Genomic DNA, 18,139 nt, shown 5'->3' on the forward strand with positions numbered 1-18,139 from the left:
GTTCGAGGAGGTTGCCATAGATGAGCATCATCGTGACCGGGGCTGCCGGGTTTATCGGCAGTAATCTGGTAAAGGCGCTTAACCGGCGTGGCGAGCGCGACATCATCGCCGTGGACGACCTGACCGATGGCGACAAGTGCCGCAACCTGGCGGACTGCGATATCGCCGATTACTTCGACAAGCGCGAGTTCGTGCAACGCTTTGCCACTCATCAGTTGGGTGAAGTGCGGGCCGTGCTGCATCAAGGGGCCTGCTCCAGCACGGTCGAAAGTGACGGCCGGTTGATGATGGACAACAACTACCGTTACAGCTGCGATCTGTTGCAGGCCTGCCAGGAACAGTCGGTGCCTCTGCTGTATGCCTCTTCGGCGGCGGTTTACGGGGCCGGCAGGGATTTTAGCGAAGCCCGTGAGCATGAGCGGCCCTTGAATGTGTATGCCTATTCCAAGTGCCTGTTCGACCAGCGCGTGCGCCGGTTACTGCCCAAATCGCGCAGCCAGATCGTCGGCTTGCGTTACTTCAATGTTTACGGCCCCCGTGAGCAGCATAAGGGGTCCATGGCTTCGATGGTCTGGCACTGTTTCAACCAGTACCGCGATCGTGGCCATGTCGAGTTGTTTGGCGAGTACGGCGGTTATCCGGCGGGCGGGCATGAGCGTGATTTTGTGTCGGTTGAGGATGTGGTCAAGGTCAACCTGCACTGGCTGGATCATCCACAAACCAGCGGTATTTTCAACCTAGGCACCGGGTGCGCCCGTTCATTCAATGATCTGGCGCTGGCAACGATCAACAGCTTGCGCTGTGCTGAGGATCGACCGCCTTTGACCGTGGAAACCGCCATTCTGGACGGCGTATTGCGCTACTGCGAATTCCCGCAGGGGCTCAAGCACAAATATCAGGTCTATACCTGCGCGGACCTTGGGCAATTGCGCGAGGCGGGTTATCGCGAGCCGATGATGGGGCTGGAGGAGGGGGTGCAACGGTATTGTGCAGGGCTTCTTGCAACTTGAGTCCCCTGTGGGGGGGAGCTTGCTCGCGAAGGTCGTTCGCGAGCAGGTTCGCTCCCACAGTTGAAAGGTTATTTACCCGACAGCAGTGCTTCCAGTTTTTCCTGGTCACGGGCGAACTGGCGAATGCCTTCAGCCAGTTTCTCGGTGGCCATTGCATCCTCGTTGGACGCCCAGCGGAATTGCGACTCGTCCAGCACCAGGCGTGGTTCGCCAGCGTTGCCCGGAGCCAGTTTGCGCTCCAGTTTGCCGTCGTCCAGGGCCAGTTTTTCCAGCAGATCGGGGCTGATGGTCAGGCGGTCGCAGCCGGCCAGTTGCTCGATCTGGTTGAGGTTGCGGAAGCTGGCGCCCATCACCACGGTGTTGTAGGCATTGGCTTTGTAGTAGTTGTAGATGCGGGTCACGGACTGCACGCCCGGATCATCGGAACCGGTGTAGTCGATGCCGGTGGACTTCTTGTACCAGTCGTAGATCCGGCCCACGAACGGCGAGATCAAAAACACCCCGGCATCGGCACAGGCAGCTGCCTGGGCAAACGAGAACAACAGGGTCAGGTTGGTCTGGATACCGGCTTTTTCCAGTTTCTCGGCGGCGCGGATGCCTTCCCAGGTGGAGGCGAGCTTGATCAGCACTCGGTCACGGCCTACGCCGGCCTTGTCGTAAAGCTCGATCAGCTGGTTGGCTTTTTGCAGCAAGGCCGGTTCGTCGAACGACAAACGGGCGTCGACTTCAGTCGAAATACGTCCCGGGATCACCTTCAAGATACCGCTACCCACAGACACCGCGAAATGATCGCAGGCCAGGCCCACATCGCCTTTGGCGTGGCTAATGGCGTTTTGTAGCAAGTCGGCATAACCGGGCATCGCTGCGGCCTTGAGCAGCAGCGAAGGGTTGGTGGTTGCATCCACAGGTTTGAGACGGGTAATTGCGTCGAGGTCGCCGGTGTCTGCGACCACGGTGGTGAACTGCTTGAGTTGTTCCAGCTTGGAAGTCATGAGCGTCTCTGTCGAAAAGGTATTAATGGCAGTACAGATTGATTGCGTCGTCGATCAATAGTTCGCTGAACGGTGAGTGGCAGAATGCCGCTGAATGCATTCACAGTGCAACTAATGGTACAGATTTAATCTGCCGCAGTGCCATTACCCGGCTTCAGAGTTCCAGCTTGCCCCATCCCGGTTTGCGTAGCTCTGGTTCGCTGATCTGCACGGCATTGACGGTTTTGCCGGTGGCGAGTTCTACCCGACGCGCCACCTCCGGGTCGTCGGCGAACGGGATCAGGCTGGCATCGTCGATGTCCTGCTCGGTTTTATGCTGCAAACACCAGCTGATTGCGCAGTAGATGCCGATCACGGCGGCGGTGTTGAGGGCGAGTTCCAGCATGTTCAAGGCTCCTTGCGCAGTGCAACGCAAGCCTTGCGGCCTGCGTTGCGTGGGGGTCAGGCAATCTGTGCTGTCAGCTCGGCTTGCTTGAGGTTGGCGACACGGACCGTGCGCCACACGTTCCAGGCCATCAGCAGCATGCCGCTGAGGAAGAAAATCCCGCCCACCAGACGCACGACGAAGCCTGGGTGGCTGGCCTGCAACGACTCGACAAACGAGTAGGTCAGGGTGCCGTCGTCGTTGATGGCACGCCACATCAGGCCCTGGGTGATGCCGTTGACCCACATCGAGGCGATGTAGAGCACGGTGCCGATGGTGGCCAGCCAGAAGTGCAGGTTGATCAGCGCGATGCTGTGCATTTGCTCACGGCCGAAGATTTTCGGGATCATGTGGTACAGCGCGCCGAAGGTAATCATCGCCACCCAGCCCAGGGCGCCGGCGTGGACGTGGCCGATGGTCCAGTCGGTGTAGTGGGAGAGGGCGTTGACGGTCTTGATCGCCATCATCGGGCCTTCAAAGGTCGACATGCCGTAGAACGCCAGCGACAGCACCAGAAAACGCAGGATCGGGTCGGTGCGCAATTTATGCCAGGCGCCCGAGAGGGTCATCATGCCGTTGATCATGCCGCCCCAGCTGGGTGCCAGCAGGATGATCGACATCGCCATGCCCAGCGATTGCGCCCAGTCCGGCAAGGCGGTGTAGTGCAAGTGGTGCGGGCCTGCCCAGATGTACAGCGTGATCAGGGCCCAGAAGTGCACGATGGACAAGCGATAGGAGTAAATCGGTTTGCCGACTTGTTTCGGCACGAAGTAGTACATCATTCCGAGAAAGCCGGTGGTCAGGAAGAAACCTACGGCGTTATGCCCGTACCACCACTGCACCATGGCGTCGGTGGCGCCGGAGTACACCGGATATGACTTGAACCAGTCCACGGGGATTGCCAGATGGTTGACCACGTGGAGCATGGCGATCACCAGAATAAAGGCACCGAAGAACCAGTTGCCGACGTAAATGTGTTTGGTTTTGCGCCGTACCACGGTGGAGAAAAACACGATGGCATAGGCCACCCAGACCACAGTCAGCCAGACGGCACCGGTGAACTCGATTTCGGCGTATTCCTTGGTGGTGGTGTAGCCCAGGGGCAGGGTGACCAGCATGATCACAATCACCGACTGCCAGCCCCAAAAGGTAAAGGCTGCCAGCTTGTCCGAGTACAGCCGGACCTGGCAGGTGCGTTGCACGGCGTAGTAGCTGGCGGCAAATTGCGCGCTGCCGGCAAAGCCGAAAATCACCAGGCTGGTGTGCAACGGCCGCAGGCGGCCGAAGGTGGTCCAGGGCAGGTCGAGGTTCATTTGCGGCCAGGCCAGTTGCGAGGCGATCCACACCCCCATGGCCATGCCGATAACCCCCCATACCACGGTCATGATGGCGAATTGGCGGACGACCTTATAGTTATAGGCCTGCCCGTTTAGTGCTGTGCTCATGCTCAAGTCTTCCACGGTTCAAAGTCCTGCCAGGCCTCGTGGTCTGGCGCAGGGTGAACTCTAGGAAGCTTGAGAGAAACAAAACAGATTCAGAAAAACAGAAATTATGCGGAGCAGATTTAATCGCTGTTTCAAAGCTTTGTTGATTGATCTGATATGGTTTTTCGAACCATGTAAAAATTTATTTAAAACTGAGCTGTTCAGTTTCCTGCGTTCTGTAGTGGGTGCTCGATCACAATAAACACCGAATAAAACCGGGATCTGCGGTGATTTCCTACGGCTTGGCTATACCTATAATTCCGTGTACCTGCGGTTGCACCCCCTACAGGAGTTACAGCATGAAGCTTGGCTTAATGATTGGTACGTTGTGCATCGCCTCTATCGGGGTGGTCGGTTGTGCGAGCAAGGTCCAGCAACCGGATGAATACTCCGGATTTTTGAAAGATTACAGCCGGCTGAAAGAGGGCAAATCCCCTTCCGGTGTTGAGGTCATGCGTTGGGTTGACCCTAAACTCAATCTGAACAAGTACACCAGCGTGTATATCGAGCCGACTCAGCTTTACCCGGCACCGAAGCCGACGGAGAAAATCCCGCAAAGCACCCTGAACGGGATCACCAACTACTACGATCAGGCCCTCAAGCGCGAGATGGTGAAATCATTGCCGTTGGCCAGTGCCCCGGGGCCGGGCGTGATTGTGGTGCGGGCAGCCATCACGGCAGTCAGCAGCGAGACCGAGAGCCTGGCACCGTATGAATATATTCCGGTTGCCCTGGTGGCTGCGGCGGTGAGCACGGCGTCGGGGATTCGTGATCAGGAAACCCAACTGGCGACCGAAGCTGTATTTATCGACGGGCAAAGCCAGGACGTTGTGGCGCAGGTAGTGCGCAAAGGCACCGGCAAGCCGCTGGCTAACGACAGTCAGGTGATGAAGGCCGATGACGTGAAAAAGGTCATTGATAGCTGGGCCTCGGACATGCACCAGTCGTATCTGAAACTGAAAAAGTAAGCGTCTCTTGTGTAACCGCTGACGAGATACGAGGCTGCGATGGGCTGCGAAGCAGCCCCGGTATGTTGAAGGTCCTGCGGACCTTATCGCAGCCTTCGGCAGCGGCTACAAAGTTGCTCAAAACAGTTGCTGCCTGATTACCCGCCAACCGGTGTCAGCAACGGCATTTTCCACTGCCCCTTGGCCACTTCTGGCTTTGGCATGTAAATACGCAGAACCCCATAAAACGGACCATCCGGTGCCGGCAACCAGTTGCTTTGCAGCTCGTTGGCCGGTGGCTGATGTTGTACATACAGCGTCAGGCCGCCATCCGCATCGCGCTTGAGCTCGGGCAGCATGCGCGAGTTGATCAGGTAACGATCAAGCGGGTTGTCCACGAGCAGTTTGCTTTTGCCGTCATACAGGGTCAGCGACCAGAAAGCATTGGCCGGGGGCAGGGCGTCCTTGGCGAAGTGCAAGGTGTAGCGGTGTTTGGAGCCGTCTACCGGGTGCCCCTGGTTGTCGACGAAGTAACCGATGTAGTCGGCCTCTTCTGCCGAGTTGCCGAAGATCCCCATATTCGCGCCCGCATAGCGGTACAGGTAGTTGTTGTTCAGGTGTTCGCGTGAGCCGAACAGATCGCCGCTGCTGATCTTGTGGGTGTCGACCTGCTCCTTCTTGAATTGCCCGAATTCGGCTTTGCCGGCCGCAATCCCGTCTTGCAGTGCTTTGCGCTGCTCACTGCTCAACTGGTCCAGTGCGTAGGGTTGGCCCGGCTCAATACCGATCTTTTTGAAGCGCTCGCGCAGTGCGCTTTCGCCGGGTTGTGTTTCGGCAAATGCCAGCATGAAACTCAGGTACTTGAACAGTTCAGGGCTGTCGCTCATGTCTGCTACCGGCGCCGGCCAATCAATGGCGGGTACGGCAGCCGGCGCAGGCTGGTGCAGGAACTGGCTCAAAGGCTGTACGCCATAACCGCTCTGGATGTGCTTGACCTTGGGCAGGTCCTTTTCATCAAACAGCTGTGTGCGGTACAGGCCGTAGGCAATGGCACTTTCACTGGGGATCACTGCGTCGATATTGGCCGGTTTTTCGCCTTTCCAGCCGGGGCCGACAATCATGAAATTGCCGCCTTTGTTGCCGGTGGTGCGGGTGCCCAGGTACGCAAAGTTTTGCGTGTACAGATCAATCAGCTGGGTGGAGTAATAACGTTCGTCTTCAATCGGCGGCAGGGTCAGCACCAGCGGTTCTGCACGCAGATCCATCCACAGAAACGAATAGGGCGTGTCCGAGTTGGGCGTCACGAAGGCCGTGTCCTTGGGCGTGAATACCATGGCGGTATTGCCGATCTGATTGAACGGTGCCTTGAAGTTTTTGCCGTCCTTGTCCACCGCCTGGGTGTAGAGGGTCTTGTACATTTCCACTACCGGGAAGCCGTACAGATAAGCTTCCCTGGCGATGCTCCGAGCCTCGTCAGGCGTGGCACTGAAGTTCATGGCAGGCACGTTGCCCGCCCATAAACAGAGGCAGGTCGCGAGCAGAAAAGCAGGGCGTTTGAGGTACATGGCAGTGTCCTTTGCTCTCGGTTGGCGAGTCATGGTGTGAGGGTGATGTCGTCAAGCTTCCAGCTTTTGTCGAACCATCGGTATCGGGCCGATTCGGGTTTGAAGGCTCTTGGTGGGGGCGTTGGCGCTGAGACCACAGCTGGTGGCAAGCGCCAGCACGCCAAGGCCTGCGGCTCGGAGTAACGGATTCATGGGGTTTCCTTATTTTCCGAAGGTGACATTGATACCGGCAAACAACGTGAATTGCGGCAGGTTGTCGCCCTTGCGCTCCACGGTCCATTGGGGTTCAACAAACGCGTTGAGGATATTGGTTCCGGCCTTCCAGGCTTTGCCGACACCCAAACCGACGGGGATGTAGTGGGTGTTGTTTTTCAGGTCGTAGGTCCAGGTGCCGGTGGAGCGCAGGTACCAGCCCTTGGGCAGGTTGTGGATGATGAACGGCTGGAAGGTGGCGCTTTCGACATGCTGGCGATCGCTGTCACCGGCGAATGAGCGTTGGTATTGCACCAGTGCGCCGAGCAAGCCCCGGGGTGAGGAGTCGATGGCGATTGCCGCCAGCCCGGCTTGCCATTTGCCGGTGCCCAGCTCGTCATGTTCGGCGGTCGGCGCGGTGATTTGCGGGCCGATGCCCAGCTGAACGCCTTCGGTCTTGAGCAGGAAAATATCGAACACATTGAGGTCGCCAATCCCGGTGCTGTAGCCACTGTGCGGATCAGGGCGGGTGCTGATCGGCAGGGTTACGCGCAGCAGTTGCGGCACCCCGACAAAGTCGTTCGGCGCCATGGGCAATGCGCCGCGCAGCAGGGCGTCGTTGGTGTGGATGTTGCTGTCGTAAACCTGTGGCGTGTAATAGTCCTGAAGGTTCAGGCCGGGTGCCAAACTGAGGGGGTTGTTACTTTTGTTGGCTGTTTCTGCGTTATCTGCCTGCGCGCCGGCGAAGGGGAAAAGGGCGAGCGTGAGCAATAACCCCGGGGCAATTTGACTGGTGTTCATGGCTATCCAAGTCCTTGGTTGTAGGCATGAACGCTAGCAGCACCTCAAGGCTTAGCCAGTTGGGGGGGTAGTATTTACGGCGTATTTGCGCAGAACTGCACAGAAAAAGTACAGGGTTTGGGTAATCGTTAATCTCTCTAAACGTGGAAGATGCGTAGGAATAGTCTTTTTGTCATGGGAGGTATGTGATTTTGTGTTCGGACCGTAGGTCGTGCGAGTGATTCATGTTTAACTTCGGCCTCTTCAAAAACTGTTAAGAAGGACATCGTTCATGGCTCAAGTGACGCTTAAAGGCAATCCTGTTCAAGTCAACGGCGAACTGCCAGCAGTAGGCTCCAAGGCACCGGCGTTTTCGCTGGTTGCGGGTAATTTGTCCGACGTAACCCTGTCCAGCTTTGCCGGCAAGCGCAAAGTACTGAACATCTTCCCAAGCGTTGATACCCCGACGTGCGCCACCTCGGTTCGCACGTTCAACGCCCAGGCCAACGAACTGGCCAACACCGTTGTACTGTGCATTTCGGCTGACCTGCCGTTTGCCCAGGCACGCTTCTGCGGCGCAGAAGGCCTGGAAAACGTACAAAACCTGTCGACCCTGCGCGGCCGTGAGTTCATCGAAAACTACGGCGTGGCAATCGCAGATGGCCCGTTGGCTGGCCTGACTGCCCGCGCGGTCGTGGTACTGGACGAGAACGACAATGTGCTGCACAGCGAGCTGGTTAAAGAAATCGCTGAAGAGCCGAACTACGAAGCAGCGCTGGCTGTTTTGAAGTAAGTTGCACCGTACTGCCCAAAGCGGCCTGGCATTTAATGCCAGGCCGTTTTTTTTGCACTCCAAAAAAATCACACAACACCTGTGTGAACTGGCTTGCCAGCGATGCAGGCCCCAGGGTGTAGCTGAGTGACCGCGGTGATGCGATCGCCAGCAGGCTGGCTCCCACAGAATTTGGCCGGTTACACCTCTATAACGTAAATAGCCGGTAAAGAACCTTTTCATAACCGTCCACACTGCTTATCGTTCCCCCTCCTGTTAATAATCGCTCGCGCCTAATGGTTGATCACTCCATGCAATCCTCTGTTTCCCACAAATCCCGTCTCTGGCCAATTGGTCTGCTGGTCTTGCTGATTGTTCTCGGCCTGTGCTGGTGGCTATGGCCGTCGGCCTCGAAAAAGGCAGGGGCCGAGCAGCCCGCCGGGCACACCGGCCGCTCGGGGATGATGCGTCCCGGCTTTGGTGGCTCGACGCAAGCGGTGCCGGTGCGGGTCTCAGAAGTGACGCTGGGTGATTTTGCGGTGTACTTCAAGGCCCTGGGCACTGTGACCGCACTCAACACCATCAATGTGCGCAGCCGGGTGGCAGGGGAGCTGGTCAAGGTCTATTTCAAGGAAGGGCAGATGGTCAAGGCGGGCGAGCTGCTGGCTGAGATCGACCCGCGCAGCTATCAAAACGCGCTGCTGCAAGCCGAAGGCACCTTGATGCAAAACCAGGCCCAGTTGAAAAACGCCCAGGTCGATGTGCAACGCTATCGCGGGCTGTATGCCGAAGACAGTATCGCCAAGCAAACCCTGGACACCGCCGAAGCATTGGTCAGCCAGTATCAGGGTACGGTCAAAACCAACCAGGCAGCGGTCAACGACGCCAGGCTGAACCTTGATTTCACCAAGATCCGCGCGCCTATCAGTGGCCGTGTGGGCTTGCGTCAACTGGACGTCGGCAACCTGGTGGCGGCCAATGACACCACGGCCCTGGTGGTCATTACCCAAACCGAGCCGATCGTGGTCAGCTTCACCCTGCCCGAGAACAACCTGGCCCTGGTACTTGAGCGTTATCGCAGCGGCGCCAAATTGCCGGTGCAAGCCTGGAACCGTGGCGACACCAAAGAGCTGGCAGTGGGTGTGTTGAGCAGCATCGACAACCAGATCGACATCACCACCGGCACCCTGAAGTTCAAGGCGCTGTTCGAGAACCGTGATCAGGCACTGTTCCCCAACCAGTTCGTCAATGTGCACTTGCTGGCTGACACCCTCAAAGACGTCGTGCTGGCGCCGACAGCCGCGATCCAGTACGGCACCAATGGCTCGTTCGTGTATGCAATGGACGGCGACAAAAAGGTCAAGATCCGCAGCGTCAAAGTGGGTGCCACCGACGGTGACATCACGGTGATCGAAGACGGCCTGGCGCCGGGCGATCGTGTGGTGCTCGAAGGCACTGACCGTCTGCGTGACGGTGGCGCGGTGGAAGTGGTCAACGACAGCGCCCAGGTGCCTGCAACCGCTGCTGAGCAACTGCAAGGCGTCGACGATGATGCGGCTCCTGCCTCCGCCCCCGAGAAGGCCAAGGCCAAGGCGAACGAATGAATCTGTCGCGGCTGTTTATCCTGCGCCCGGTCGCAACCACGCTGTGCATGCTGGCCATCGTGTTGTCCGGGATCATCGCCTATCGCTTGCTGCCCGTTTCGGCTTTGCCCCAGGTCGACTACCCGACAATCCGCGTGATGACGCTGTACCCCGGCGCCAGCCCGGATGTGATGACCAGTGCGGTCACGGCGCCGCTTGAGCGCCAGTTCGGGCAAATGCCGGGCCTGACGCAAATGGCCTCCACCAGTTCCGGTGGCGCATCGGTACTCACCCTGCGCTTTAACCTGGACATCAACATGGATGTCGCCGAGCAACAGGTGCAGGCCGCGATCAACGCCGCCAGCAACTTGCTGCCCAAGGATTTGCCGGCACCGCCGGTGTACAACAAGGTCAACCCGGCCGATACCCCGGTGCTGACGCTGGCGATTACGTCCAAGACCATGCTGTTGCCCAAGCTAAATGATCTGGTCGACACCCGCATGGCGCAAAAAATTGCCCAGATCAGCGGCGTGGGCATGGTCAGCATTGCCGGCGGTCAACGCCAAGCGGTGCGGATCAAGGTCAATCCCGAGGCGCTGGCCGCCAATGGCCTGAACCTGGCGGATGTGCGCACACTGATCGGCGCATCCAACGTCAACCAGCCCAAGGGCAACTTTGACGGCCCGACCCGGGTGTCGATGCTCGACGCCAACGACCAGCTCAAAACCCCCGAGGAATACGCCGAACTGATCCTGGCGTACAACAACGGCGCGCCGCTGCGACTTAAAGACGTGGCCGAGATTGTGGACGGCGCCGAGAACGAACGCCTCGCCGCCTGGGCCAATGAAAACCAGGCCGTGCTGCTTAACATTCAGCGCCAGCCCGGCGCCAACGTGATTGAGGTGGTGGACCGGATCAAGGCGCTGCTGCCGAGCATCACCGACAACCTGCCGGCCGGTATCGACGTCACGGTTCTGACTGACCGCACGCAAACCATCCGCGCCTCGGTGCGCGATGTGCAGCATGAGCTGTTGATCGCCATCGCACTGGTGGTGATGGTGACCTTCCTGTTTCTGCGCAGGGCCAGCGCCACGCTGATTCCGTCCATTGCGGTGCCACTGTCATTGGTGGGCACCTTTGGTGTGATGTACCTGGCCGGGTTCTCGATCAACAACCTGACGCTGATGGCCCTGACCATCGCCACCGGCTTTGTGGTGGATGACGCCATCGTCATGCTGGAAAACATCTCGCGCTATATCGAGGAGGGTGACAGCCCGATGCAGGCGGCGCTCAAGGGGGCCAAGCAAATCGGCTTTACCCTGATCTCGCTGACCCTGTCGCTGATTGCGGTACTGATCCCGCTGCTGTTTATGGCCGACGTGGTGGGGCGCCTGTTCCGCGAGTTTGCGATCACCCTGGCGGTGGCGATCCTGATCTCGCTGGTGGTCTCGCTGACCCTGACGCCGATGATGTGTGCCCGCTTGCTCAAAGCCGAGCCCAAGGAAGAAGAACAGGGGCGTTTTTACCGGGCCAGCGGCGCGGTCATTGACTGGATGATCGCCGAATACGGCCGTATGTTGCAGTGGGTGCTCAAGCACCAGCCGCTGACCCTGCTGGTGGCCGTCGGTACGTTGGCGCTGACCGTGGTGCTGTACATGGCGGTGCCCAAGGGCTTCTTTCCGGTGCAGGACACCGGCGTGATCCAGGGCATTTCCGAGGCGCCGCAGTCTATTTCGTTCAGTGCCATGAGCCAGCGTCAGCAGGAGCTGGGCCAGATCATCCTGAAAGACCCGGACGTTGAAAGCCTGTCGTCCTATATCGGGGTGGACGGTGATAACCCGACGCTGAACAGCGGGCGCATGCTGATCAACCTCAAGCCCCACAGCGAGCGCAGTGACAGTGCCTCTGAGGTGATTGCGCGCCTGCAACCGCAACTCGACAAGCTGGTGGGCATTCGCCTGTTCATGCAGCCGGTGCAGGACCTGACCATCGAAGACCGCGTGAGCCGTACCCAGTATCAGTTCAGCCTGTCATCGCCGGATGCCGATCTGCTCAGCACCTGGAGCCAGAAACTGGTGACGGCGTTGTCCAGCCAGCCTGAGCTGGCCGATGTGGCCAGTGATCTGCAAGACAAGGGCTTGCAGGTTTATCTGGTGATTGACCGCGATGCGGCCTCGCGCCTTGGGGTGTCGGTCGCCAATATCACCGACGCGCTGTATGACGCGTTCGGCCAGCGGCAGATCTCGACCATCTACACCCAGGCCAGCCAGTACCGCGTGGTGCTGCAGGCCAAGGATGGCGAAAAAATCGGCCCGCAGGCGCTCGACCAGATACACGTCAAAACCACCGATGGCGGTCAGGTGCGCTTGTCGAGCCTGGCCAAGGTCGAAGAGCGTCAGGCGCAACTGGCGATCTCCCATATCGGCCAGTTCCCCTCGGTGATGGTGTCGTTCAACCTGGCCCCCGGCGTTGCCCTGGGGCAAGCAGTGGAACTGATTGATCAGGTGCAAAAGGACATCGGCATGCCGGTGGGAGTCAAGACCGAGTTCCAGGGCGCGGCCCAGGCGTTCCAGGCTTCGCTGTCGAGCACCTTGCTGTTGATCCTGGCGGCCGTGGTGACCATGTACATCGTGCTTGGTGTGCTCTACGAGAGCTACATTCACCCGATCACGATTCTCTCGACTCTGCCCTCGGCGGCGGTCGGTGCCTTGCTGGCGCTGATCCTCAGTGGCAATGACCTGGGGATGATCGCGATTATCGGCATCATCCTGCTGATCGGTATCGTGAAAAAGAACGCGATCATGATGATCGACTTCGCCCTTGATGCTGAACGCAACCAGGGCATGGCGCCCGAGCAGGCGATTTATCAGGCGGCGCTGCTGCGCTTCCGTCCGATCCTGATGACCACCCTGGCGGCGCTGTTTGGTGCCGTGCCGCTGATGCTGGCCACCGGTTCCGGCGCTGAACTGCGCCAGCCGTTGGGTCTGGTGATGGTCGGCGGTTTGCTGGTGAGCCAGGTCTTGACCCTGTTCACCACGCCGGTGATCTATCTGTACTTCGATCGACTGGGCCGCCGCTGGCGGGGTGACGCAGCCAGCGCTGAGCAGGCCCCGGTATGAACCTGTCCGGCCCTTTCATCAAGCGCCCGGTAGCGACCATGCTCCTGAGCCTGGCAATCATGTTGCTGGGCGGGGTGAGCTTTGGTTTGCTGCCGGTGTCGCCTTTGCCGCAAATGGACTTTCCGGTGATCGTGGTTTCGGCCAGTTTGCCGGGGGCCAGCCCCGAGGTCATGGCGTCCACCGTCGCCACGCCGCTGGAGCGATCTTTCGGTGCGATTGCCGGGGTCAACACCATGAGCAGCCGTTCGAGCCAGGGTTCGACACGGGTGATTTTGCAGTTCGATCAGGACCGTGACATCAACGGCGCGGCTCGGGAAGTGCAGGCAGCGATCAACGCTTCGCGCAACCTGCTGCCCAGCGGCATGAAAAGCATGCCGACCTACAAAAAGGTCAACCCGTCACAGGCACCGATCATGGTGCTGTCGCTGACCTCCGATGTCTTGTCCAAGGGCGAACTTTACGACCTGGCCTCGACCATTCTGTCCCAAAGCCTGTCCCAGGTGCCCGGGGTGGGTGAGGTGCAAATCGGCGGCAGTTCGCTGCCGGCGGTGCGTATCGAGTTGGAGCCGCAACTGCTCAACCAGTACGGCGTGTCGCTGGATGACGTGCGCAACACCATCGCCAATGCCAACGTGCGCCGCCCCAAGGGCGCGGTGTCCGACGGTGATCGCAACTGGCAGATCCAGGCCAACGACCAGCTGGAAAAAGCCAAGGATTACGAACCGCTGATCATCCGTTACCAGGATGGCGCGGCACTGCGCCTGAGCCACGTGGCCAAGGTCAAGGACAGCGTTGAAGACCGCTACAACAGTGGTTTCTTCAATAACGATGCGGCCGTGCTGCTGGTGGTCAACCGCCAGGCCGGGGCCAACATCATTGAAACCGTGAACGCAATCAAGGCCCAGTTGCCGGTCTTGCAGGCAGTGCTGCCGGCCAGCGTGCAACTGAACCTGGCGATGGACCGTTCGCCGGTGATCAAGGCCACGCTGCACGAAGCCGAGATGACCTTGCTGATTGCCGTGGCGCTGGTGATTCTGGTGGTGTTCCTGTTCCTGGGGAACTGGCGTGCTTCGTTGATCCCGACCCTGGCAGTTCCGGTGTCCCTGGTTGGCACTTTCGCCATCATGTACCTGTACGGGTTTTCGCTGAACAACCTGTCGCTGATGGCCCTGATTCTGGCCACCGGGCTGGTGGTGGACGATGCCATCGTGGTGCTGGAGAACATCTCGCGGCATATCGATGACGGTATCGCCCCGATGAAAGCGGCGCTGCTGGGCGCCAAAGAAGTCGGCTTCACCCTGCTGTCGATGAACGTCTCGCTGGTGGCGGTGTTCCTCTCGATCCTGTTTATGGGCGGGATCGTCGAAAGCCTGTTCCGCGAGTTTTCCATCACCCTGGCCGCCTCGATTGTGGTGTCGCTGGTGGTGTCGCTGACCCTGACCCCGATGCTCTGTGCGCGCTGGCTCAAACCCCATGTGCCGGGCACTGAAAACGCCATGCAACGCTGGAGCATGCGCCTTAACGAACGCATGGTCAGCGGTTATGCCCGCAGCCTGGACTGGGTATTGCGCCACCAGCGCCTGACGCTGTTCAGCCTGCTGGTGACCATTGGCGTCAATGTGGCGCTGTACGTGGTGGTGCCCAAAACCTTTATGCCGCAACAGGACACCGGGCAACTGATCGGTTTTGTGCGCGGTGATGACGGCCTGTCGTTCAGCGTGATGCAGCCCAAGATGGAAATCTTCCGCAAGGCCGTGCTGGCCGATCCTGCGGTCGAGAGTGTTGCCGGCTTTATCGGCGGCAACGGTGGCACCAACAACGCCTTCATGATCGTGCGCCTCAAGCCGGTATCGGAGCGCAAGGTGTCTTCGCAAAAGGTCATTGAGCGCCTGCGCGAAAACATGCCCAAAGTGCCCGGTGGCCGCCTGATGCTGATGGCCGACCAGGACTTGCAGTTTGGCGGCGGACGCGAGCAAACCAGTTCGCAATACTCTTACATCCTGCAAAGTGGCGACCTTGGCGAACTGCGTGCCTGGTACCCGAAAGTGGTGGCCGCACTTAAAGCACTGCCCGAGCTGACAGCCATCGACGCCCGCGAAGGCCGTGGCGCGCAGCAAGTGACGCTGGTGGTTGACCGCGATCAGGCCAAGCGCCTGGGCGTGGACATGGACATGGTCACTGCGGTGCTGAACAACGCGTACAGCCAGCGGCAGATTTCCACCATCTACGACAGCCTGAACCAGTATCAAGTGGTGATGGAGGTCAACCCCAAATACGCCCAGGACCCCGAAACCCTGAACCAGGTGCAAGTCATCACGGCCGATGGCCAGCGTATTCCGTTGTCGGCCATCGCCCACTACGAGAACAGCTTGCAGAACGACCGGGTGGAGCACGAAGGCCAGTTTGCATCGGAGACCATCTCGTTTGACATGGCCCCCGGCGTAACGGTGGAGCAGGGCACCACGGCCATTGAGCACGCCATCGCCAAACTCGGCTTGCCCGAAGAGGTGATTGTGAAAATGGCCGGCACCGGAGATGCCTTTGCCGCCACCCAAAAGAGTCAGCCCTTCATGATTCTGGGGGCGTTGGTGGCGGTGTATCTGGTGCTGGGGATTCTCTATGAGAGCTACATCCACCCGCTGACCATTCTGTCCACCTTGCCCTCGGCCGGGGTGGGTGCGTTGCTCAGCATCTACCTGACAGGGGGCGAGTTCAGCCTGATTTCGCTGCTGGGCCTGTTTCTGTTGATTGGTGTGGTGAAGAAAAACGCGATTCTGATGATCGACCTCGCGCTGCAACTGGAACGGCACGCGGGCCTTGGCCCGCAAGAGTCGATCCGCAGCGCGTGCCTGCAGCGTTTGCGGCCGATCCTGATGACCACCCTGGCGGCCATGCTCGGCGCCTTGCCGTTGATGCTCAGTACCGCCGAAGGCGCGGAAATGCGCCAGCCCCTGGGCCTGACCATTATCGGCGGGCTGCTCCTGAGCCAAATCCTGACCCTTTACACCACCCCGGTGGTTTACCTCTATCTCGACCGTATGCGCCGTCGCTTCAACAAATGGCGCGGCGTGCGTACTGATGCTGCTCTGGAAACTCCGCTATGACCTCTCGTTTGCTTGATCTTGCCCCGGCCCTGTCGTCCCAACGCTGGGCGCTTGCCCGCGGCTCGCGCTTGCTGGGCCTGGTGTTATCAGGCCTGTTGCTCAGCGCATGCGCGATTGGCCCGGACTACCAGCGTCCCGAGGCCGCGTCGCCCGCCCAATTTAAAGAAGCCGCAGGCTGGACCCAGGCCAACCCGAGCGATGCGCTGGAGCGTGGCGCGTGGTGGGAGCTGTATGGCGACCCGCAGCTCAACGGGCTGGTGGAGCGACTCAACAGTGCCAACCAGAGCGTGGCTCAGTCCGAGGCGCAGTTTCGCCAGGCGCAAGCCCTGGTGCGCAGTGCGCGCGGGGCGTTCCTGCCCAGTGCCGACCTGACGGTGGGTAAAACCCGCTCCAGCCAGGGCACCGGCAGCTCCAGCTCCAGTTTGAGCAGCTCCAGCAGCGGGATCCGCAACACCTTGAACGCGCAAGTCGGCGTGAGCTGGGAAGCCGATGTGTGGGGCAAGTTGCGTCGCGGTCTGGAAGCCAACGAAGCCAGTGCCGAGGCCAGCCTGGCCGATCTGGCGGCGATGCGTTTGAGCCAACAGTCGGAGCTGGTGCAGAACTACCTGCAACTGCGGGTGATAGACGAGCAAAAGCGTTTGCTGCAAGCCACGGTCGAGGCCTATCAGCGTTCGTTGAAGATGAGTGAAAACCAGTACCGGGCGGGGATTTCCGGCAAGGATGCGGTGGCCCAGGCGCAGACCCAGTTGCGTACTACCCAGGCCAGCCTGATCGACCTGATCTGGCAGCGTGCGCAGTTTGAAAACGCGATTGCGGTACTTACCGGGCAAGCACCGGCCGGGTTTGCTCTGGCTGAAACCAAAAACGTACCCGAGTTGCCGCAGATCCCTGCCAGCTTGCCGTCACAATTGCTGGAGCGCCGCCCGGACATCGCGTCTGCGGAGCGCTCGATCATCGCCGCCAACGCCAATATCGGCGTGGCCAAAGCCGCTTACTATCCGGACTTCAGCCTGAGCCTGCAGGGCGGCTACAGCAGTAGCAAGTATGAAGACTGGATCAGCGTGCCTAACCGCTTCTGGTCGGTGGGGCCGAAAATTGCCTTGCCGTTGTTCGACGGTGGCCAGCGTTCGGCGGAAGTGGACCGCAACGAGGCCGTCTATGACCAGACCGTGGCCAAGTACCGCCAGACCGTGCTCGACGGTTTGCGCGAAGTGGAAAACTACATGGTTCAGCTCAAGGTGCTGGGCGATGAGTCGGTGGTGCAAGAGCAGGCGCTGGAGTCCGCCCGGGAGTCGCTGCGTTTGACCAATAACCAGTACAAGGCGGGTTTGATTGCCTATCTGGATGTGGTGTCGGTGCAAACCACGGCCTTGAGCACCGAGCGCAGCGTGCTCAACCTGCTGCAAAGCCGTCTGATCGCCAGCGTGCAACTGATCGCGGCGCTGGGCGGTGGTTGGGATGGCAACACCGACCTGAGTGCCCGGGAACAATAAATCCTGCCCCGCGGGTGCTCACCCACCCTGATGGTTGCAGCACCTTTGTGGGAGCGAGCCCGCTCGCGATGGCATCACTGCGATTGTTCGGATGCACCGCGGCGCCAGAATCGCGAGCAGGCTCGCTCCCACGGTGAATTGAGGAAAGATCCAGATTCTATGAGCTGCTTGGGGGCCTGCTGTGCTCACCCACCCTGATGATTTCAGCGCCTTTGTGGGAGCGAGCCCGCTCGCGATGGCATCACCGCGATTGTTCGGATGCACCGCGGTGCCAGAATCGCGAGCAGGCTCGCTCCCACGGTGAATCGAGGAAAGAGCCAGATTCTATGAGCTGCTTGGGGGCCTGCTGTGCTCACCCACTCTGATGATTTCAGCGCCTTTGTGGGAGCGAGCCCGCTCGCGATGGCATCACCGCGATTGCTCGGATGCACCGCGGTGCCAGAATCGCGAGCAGGCTCGCTCCCACGGTGAATTGAGGAAAGATCCAGATTCTATGAGCTGCTTGGGGGCCTGCTGTGCTCACCCACCCTGATGATTTCAGCGCCTTTGTGGGAGCGAGCCCGCTCGCGATGGCATCACTGCGATTGTTCGGATCCACCGCGGTGCCAGAATCGCGAGCAGGCTCGCTCCCACGGTGAATTGAGGAAAGAGCCAGATTCTATGAGCTGCTTGGG

At 59.6% G+C, this 18,139-nt stretch carries 13 protein-coding genes; 7 read left to right on the forward strand and 6 right to left on the reverse strand.

Features of this window, described 5'->3' with window-relative positions:
• Positions 1-20: 20 nt before the first annotated feature.
• Positions 21-1,010, forward strand: a complete 990-nt coding sequence (gene rfaD / locus BLW11_RS12955) for an ADP-glyceromanno-heptose 6-epimerase (RefSeq protein ID WP_048358360.1) — start codon at positions 21-23, stop codon at positions 1,008-1,010.
• A gap of 68 nt (positions 1,011-1,078) precedes the next feature.
• Here the strand turns inward: rfaD and tal are convergent, their stop codons facing one another.
• The 3 genes from tal to ccoN form a co-directional block, all read right to left on the reverse strand.
• Entirely contained in the window at positions 1,079-2,002 is a 924-nt protein-coding gene (gene tal / locus BLW11_RS12960) for a transaldolase (RefSeq protein ID WP_048358359.1), read from the reverse strand.
• A 154-nt stretch (positions 2,003-2,156) separates the two neighbouring features.
• The gene (locus tag BLW11_RS12965) at positions 2,157-2,387 is read right to left on the reverse strand and encodes a hypothetical protein (RefSeq protein ID WP_048358358.1); all 231 of its coding nucleotides are present in this window, start codon (positions 2,385-2,387) and stop codon (positions 2,157-2,159) included.
• A 56-nt stretch (positions 2,388-2,443) separates the two neighbouring features.
• Positions 2,444-3,871, reverse strand: coding sequence for a cytochrome-c oxidase, cbb3-type subunit I (gene ccoN, locus BLW11_RS12970; protein ID WP_048359487.1), 1,428 nt, complete (start codon positions 3,869-3,871; stop codon positions 2,444-2,446).
• A 338-nt stretch (positions 3,872-4,209) separates the two neighbouring features.
• Here ccoN and BLW11_RS12975 point away from each other — a divergent pair, with 338 nt between their 5' ends.
• Complete coding sequence (locus BLW11_RS12975; protein ID WP_048358357.1) at positions 4,210-4,878, forward strand: DUF3313 domain-containing protein; 669 nt, start codon at positions 4,210-4,212, stop codon at positions 4,876-4,878.
• 137 nt (positions 4,879-5,015) lie between these two features.
• On the opposite strand, the gene BLW11_RS12980 is transcribed toward BLW11_RS12975, so the two are convergent.
• The 3 genes from BLW11_RS12980 to BLW11_RS12985 are packed head-to-tail and all read right to left on the reverse strand — an operon-like array spanning position 5,016 to position 7,415.
• Positions 5,016-6,422, reverse strand: a complete 1,407-nt coding sequence (locus tag BLW11_RS12980) for a DUF1254 domain-containing protein (RefSeq protein WP_420912188.1) — start codon at positions 6,420-6,422, stop codon at positions 5,016-5,018.
• A gap of 51 nt (positions 6,423-6,473) precedes the next feature.
• Positions 6,474-6,614 (reverse strand): hypothetical protein, encoded by a 141-nt coding sequence (locus BLW11_RS23990; protein ID WP_157395865.1) that lies wholly within the window; start codon positions 6,612-6,614, stop codon positions 6,474-6,476.
• 9 nt (positions 6,615-6,623) lie between these two features.
• On the reverse strand, positions 6,624-7,415 hold the full coding sequence (locus tag BLW11_RS12985) for a hypothetical protein (RefSeq protein ID WP_048358355.1): 792 nt from the start codon (positions 7,413-7,415) through the stop codon (positions 6,624-6,626).
• 271 nt (positions 7,416-7,686) lie between these two features.
• Here BLW11_RS12985 and tpx point away from each other — a divergent pair, with 271 nt between their 5' ends.
• The 5 genes from tpx to BLW11_RS13010 all read left to right on the forward strand — a co-directional run bounded on the left by tpx (position 7,687) and on the right by BLW11_RS13010 (position 17,465).
• Positions 7,687-8,187: a thiol peroxidase gene (gene tpx / locus BLW11_RS12990; protein ID WP_048358354.1), complete on the forward strand. Its 501-nt coding sequence runs from the start codon at positions 7,687-7,689 to the stop codon at positions 8,185-8,187.
• Between the two features lie 275 nt (positions 8,188-8,462).
• Positions 8,463-9,770 (forward strand): MdtA/MuxA family multidrug efflux RND transporter periplasmic adaptor subunit, encoded by a 1,308-nt coding sequence (locus BLW11_RS12995; protein ID WP_048358353.1) that lies wholly within the window; start codon positions 8,463-8,465, stop codon positions 9,768-9,770.
• The gene (locus BLW11_RS13000; RefSeq protein WP_048358352.1) at positions 9,767-12,868 is read left to right on the forward strand and encodes an MdtB/MuxB family multidrug efflux RND transporter permease subunit; all 3,102 of its coding nucleotides are present in this window, start codon (positions 9,767-9,769) and stop codon (positions 12,866-12,868) included. The genes BLW11_RS12995 and BLW11_RS13000 overlap by 4 nt, the downstream gene beginning before the upstream one ends.
• Entirely contained in the window at positions 12,865-15,972 is a 3,108-nt protein-coding gene (locus BLW11_RS13005; protein WP_048358351.1) for an efflux RND transporter permease subunit, read from the forward strand. Before BLW11_RS13000 ends, BLW11_RS13005 begins: the two co-directional genes overlap by 4 nt.
• On the forward strand, positions 15,969-17,465 hold the full coding sequence (locus BLW11_RS13010) for an efflux transporter outer membrane subunit (RefSeq protein WP_074836779.1): 1,497 nt from the start codon (positions 15,969-15,971) through the stop codon (positions 17,463-17,465). The genes BLW11_RS13005 and BLW11_RS13010 overlap by 4 nt, the downstream gene beginning before the upstream one ends.
• Positions 17,466-18,139 lie beyond the last annotated feature (674 nt).

Origin of the sequence: Pseudomonas deceptionensis (genome assembly GCF_900106095.1) — a bacterium.
In the GTDB taxonomy this organism is placed as follows: Bacteria; Pseudomonadota; Gammaproteobacteria; order Pseudomonadales; family Pseudomonadaceae; genus Aquipseudomonas; species Aquipseudomonas deceptionensis.

Bases quoted from the DNA above. Each gene is read 5' to 3' on its own strand.
- rfaD (WP_048358360.1), top strand. From the start codon at position 21: ATGAGCATCATCGTGACCGGGGCTGCCGGGTTTATCGGCAGTAATCTG.
- tal (WP_048358359.1), bottom strand. From the start codon at position 2,002: ATGACTTCCAAGCTGGAACAACTCAAGCAGTTCACCACCGTGGTCGCA.
- BLW11_RS12965 (WP_048358358.1), bottom strand. From the start codon at position 2,387: ATGCTGGAACTCGCCCTCAACACCGCCGCCGTGATCGGCATCTACTGC.
- ccoN (WP_048359487.1), bottom strand. From the start codon at position 3,871: ATGAGCACAGCACTAAACGGGCAGGCCTATAACTATAAGGTCGTCCGC.
- BLW11_RS12975 (WP_048358357.1), top strand. From the start codon at position 4,210: ATGAAGCTTGGCTTAATGATTGGTACGTTGTGCATCGCCTCTATCGGG.
- BLW11_RS12980 (WP_420912188.1), bottom strand. From the start codon at position 6,422: ATGTACCTCAAACGCCCTGCTTTTCTGCTCGCGACCTGCCTCTGTTTA.
- BLW11_RS23990 (WP_157395865.1), bottom strand. From the start codon at position 6,614: ATGAATCCGTTACTCCGAGCCGCAGGCCTTGGCGTGCTGGCGCTTGCC.
- BLW11_RS12985 (WP_048358355.1), bottom strand. From the start codon at position 7,415: ATGAACACCAGTCAAATTGCCCCGGGGTTATTGCTCACGCTCGCCCTT.
- tpx (WP_048358354.1), top strand. From the start codon at position 7,687: ATGGCTCAAGTGACGCTTAAAGGCAATCCTGTTCAAGTCAACGGCGAA.
- BLW11_RS12995 (WP_048358353.1), top strand. From the start codon at position 8,463: ATGGTTGATCACTCCATGCAATCCTCTGTTTCCCACAAATCCCGTCTC.
- BLW11_RS13000 (WP_048358352.1), top strand. From the start codon at position 9,767: ATGAATCTGTCGCGGCTGTTTATCCTGCGCCCGGTCGCAACCACGCTG.
- BLW11_RS13005 (WP_048358351.1), top strand. From the start codon at position 12,865: ATGAACCTGTCCGGCCCTTTCATCAAGCGCCCGGTAGCGACCATGCTC.
- BLW11_RS13010 (WP_074836779.1), top strand. From the start codon at position 15,969: ATGACCTCTCGTTTGCTTGATCTTGCCCCGGCCCTGTCGTCCCAACGC.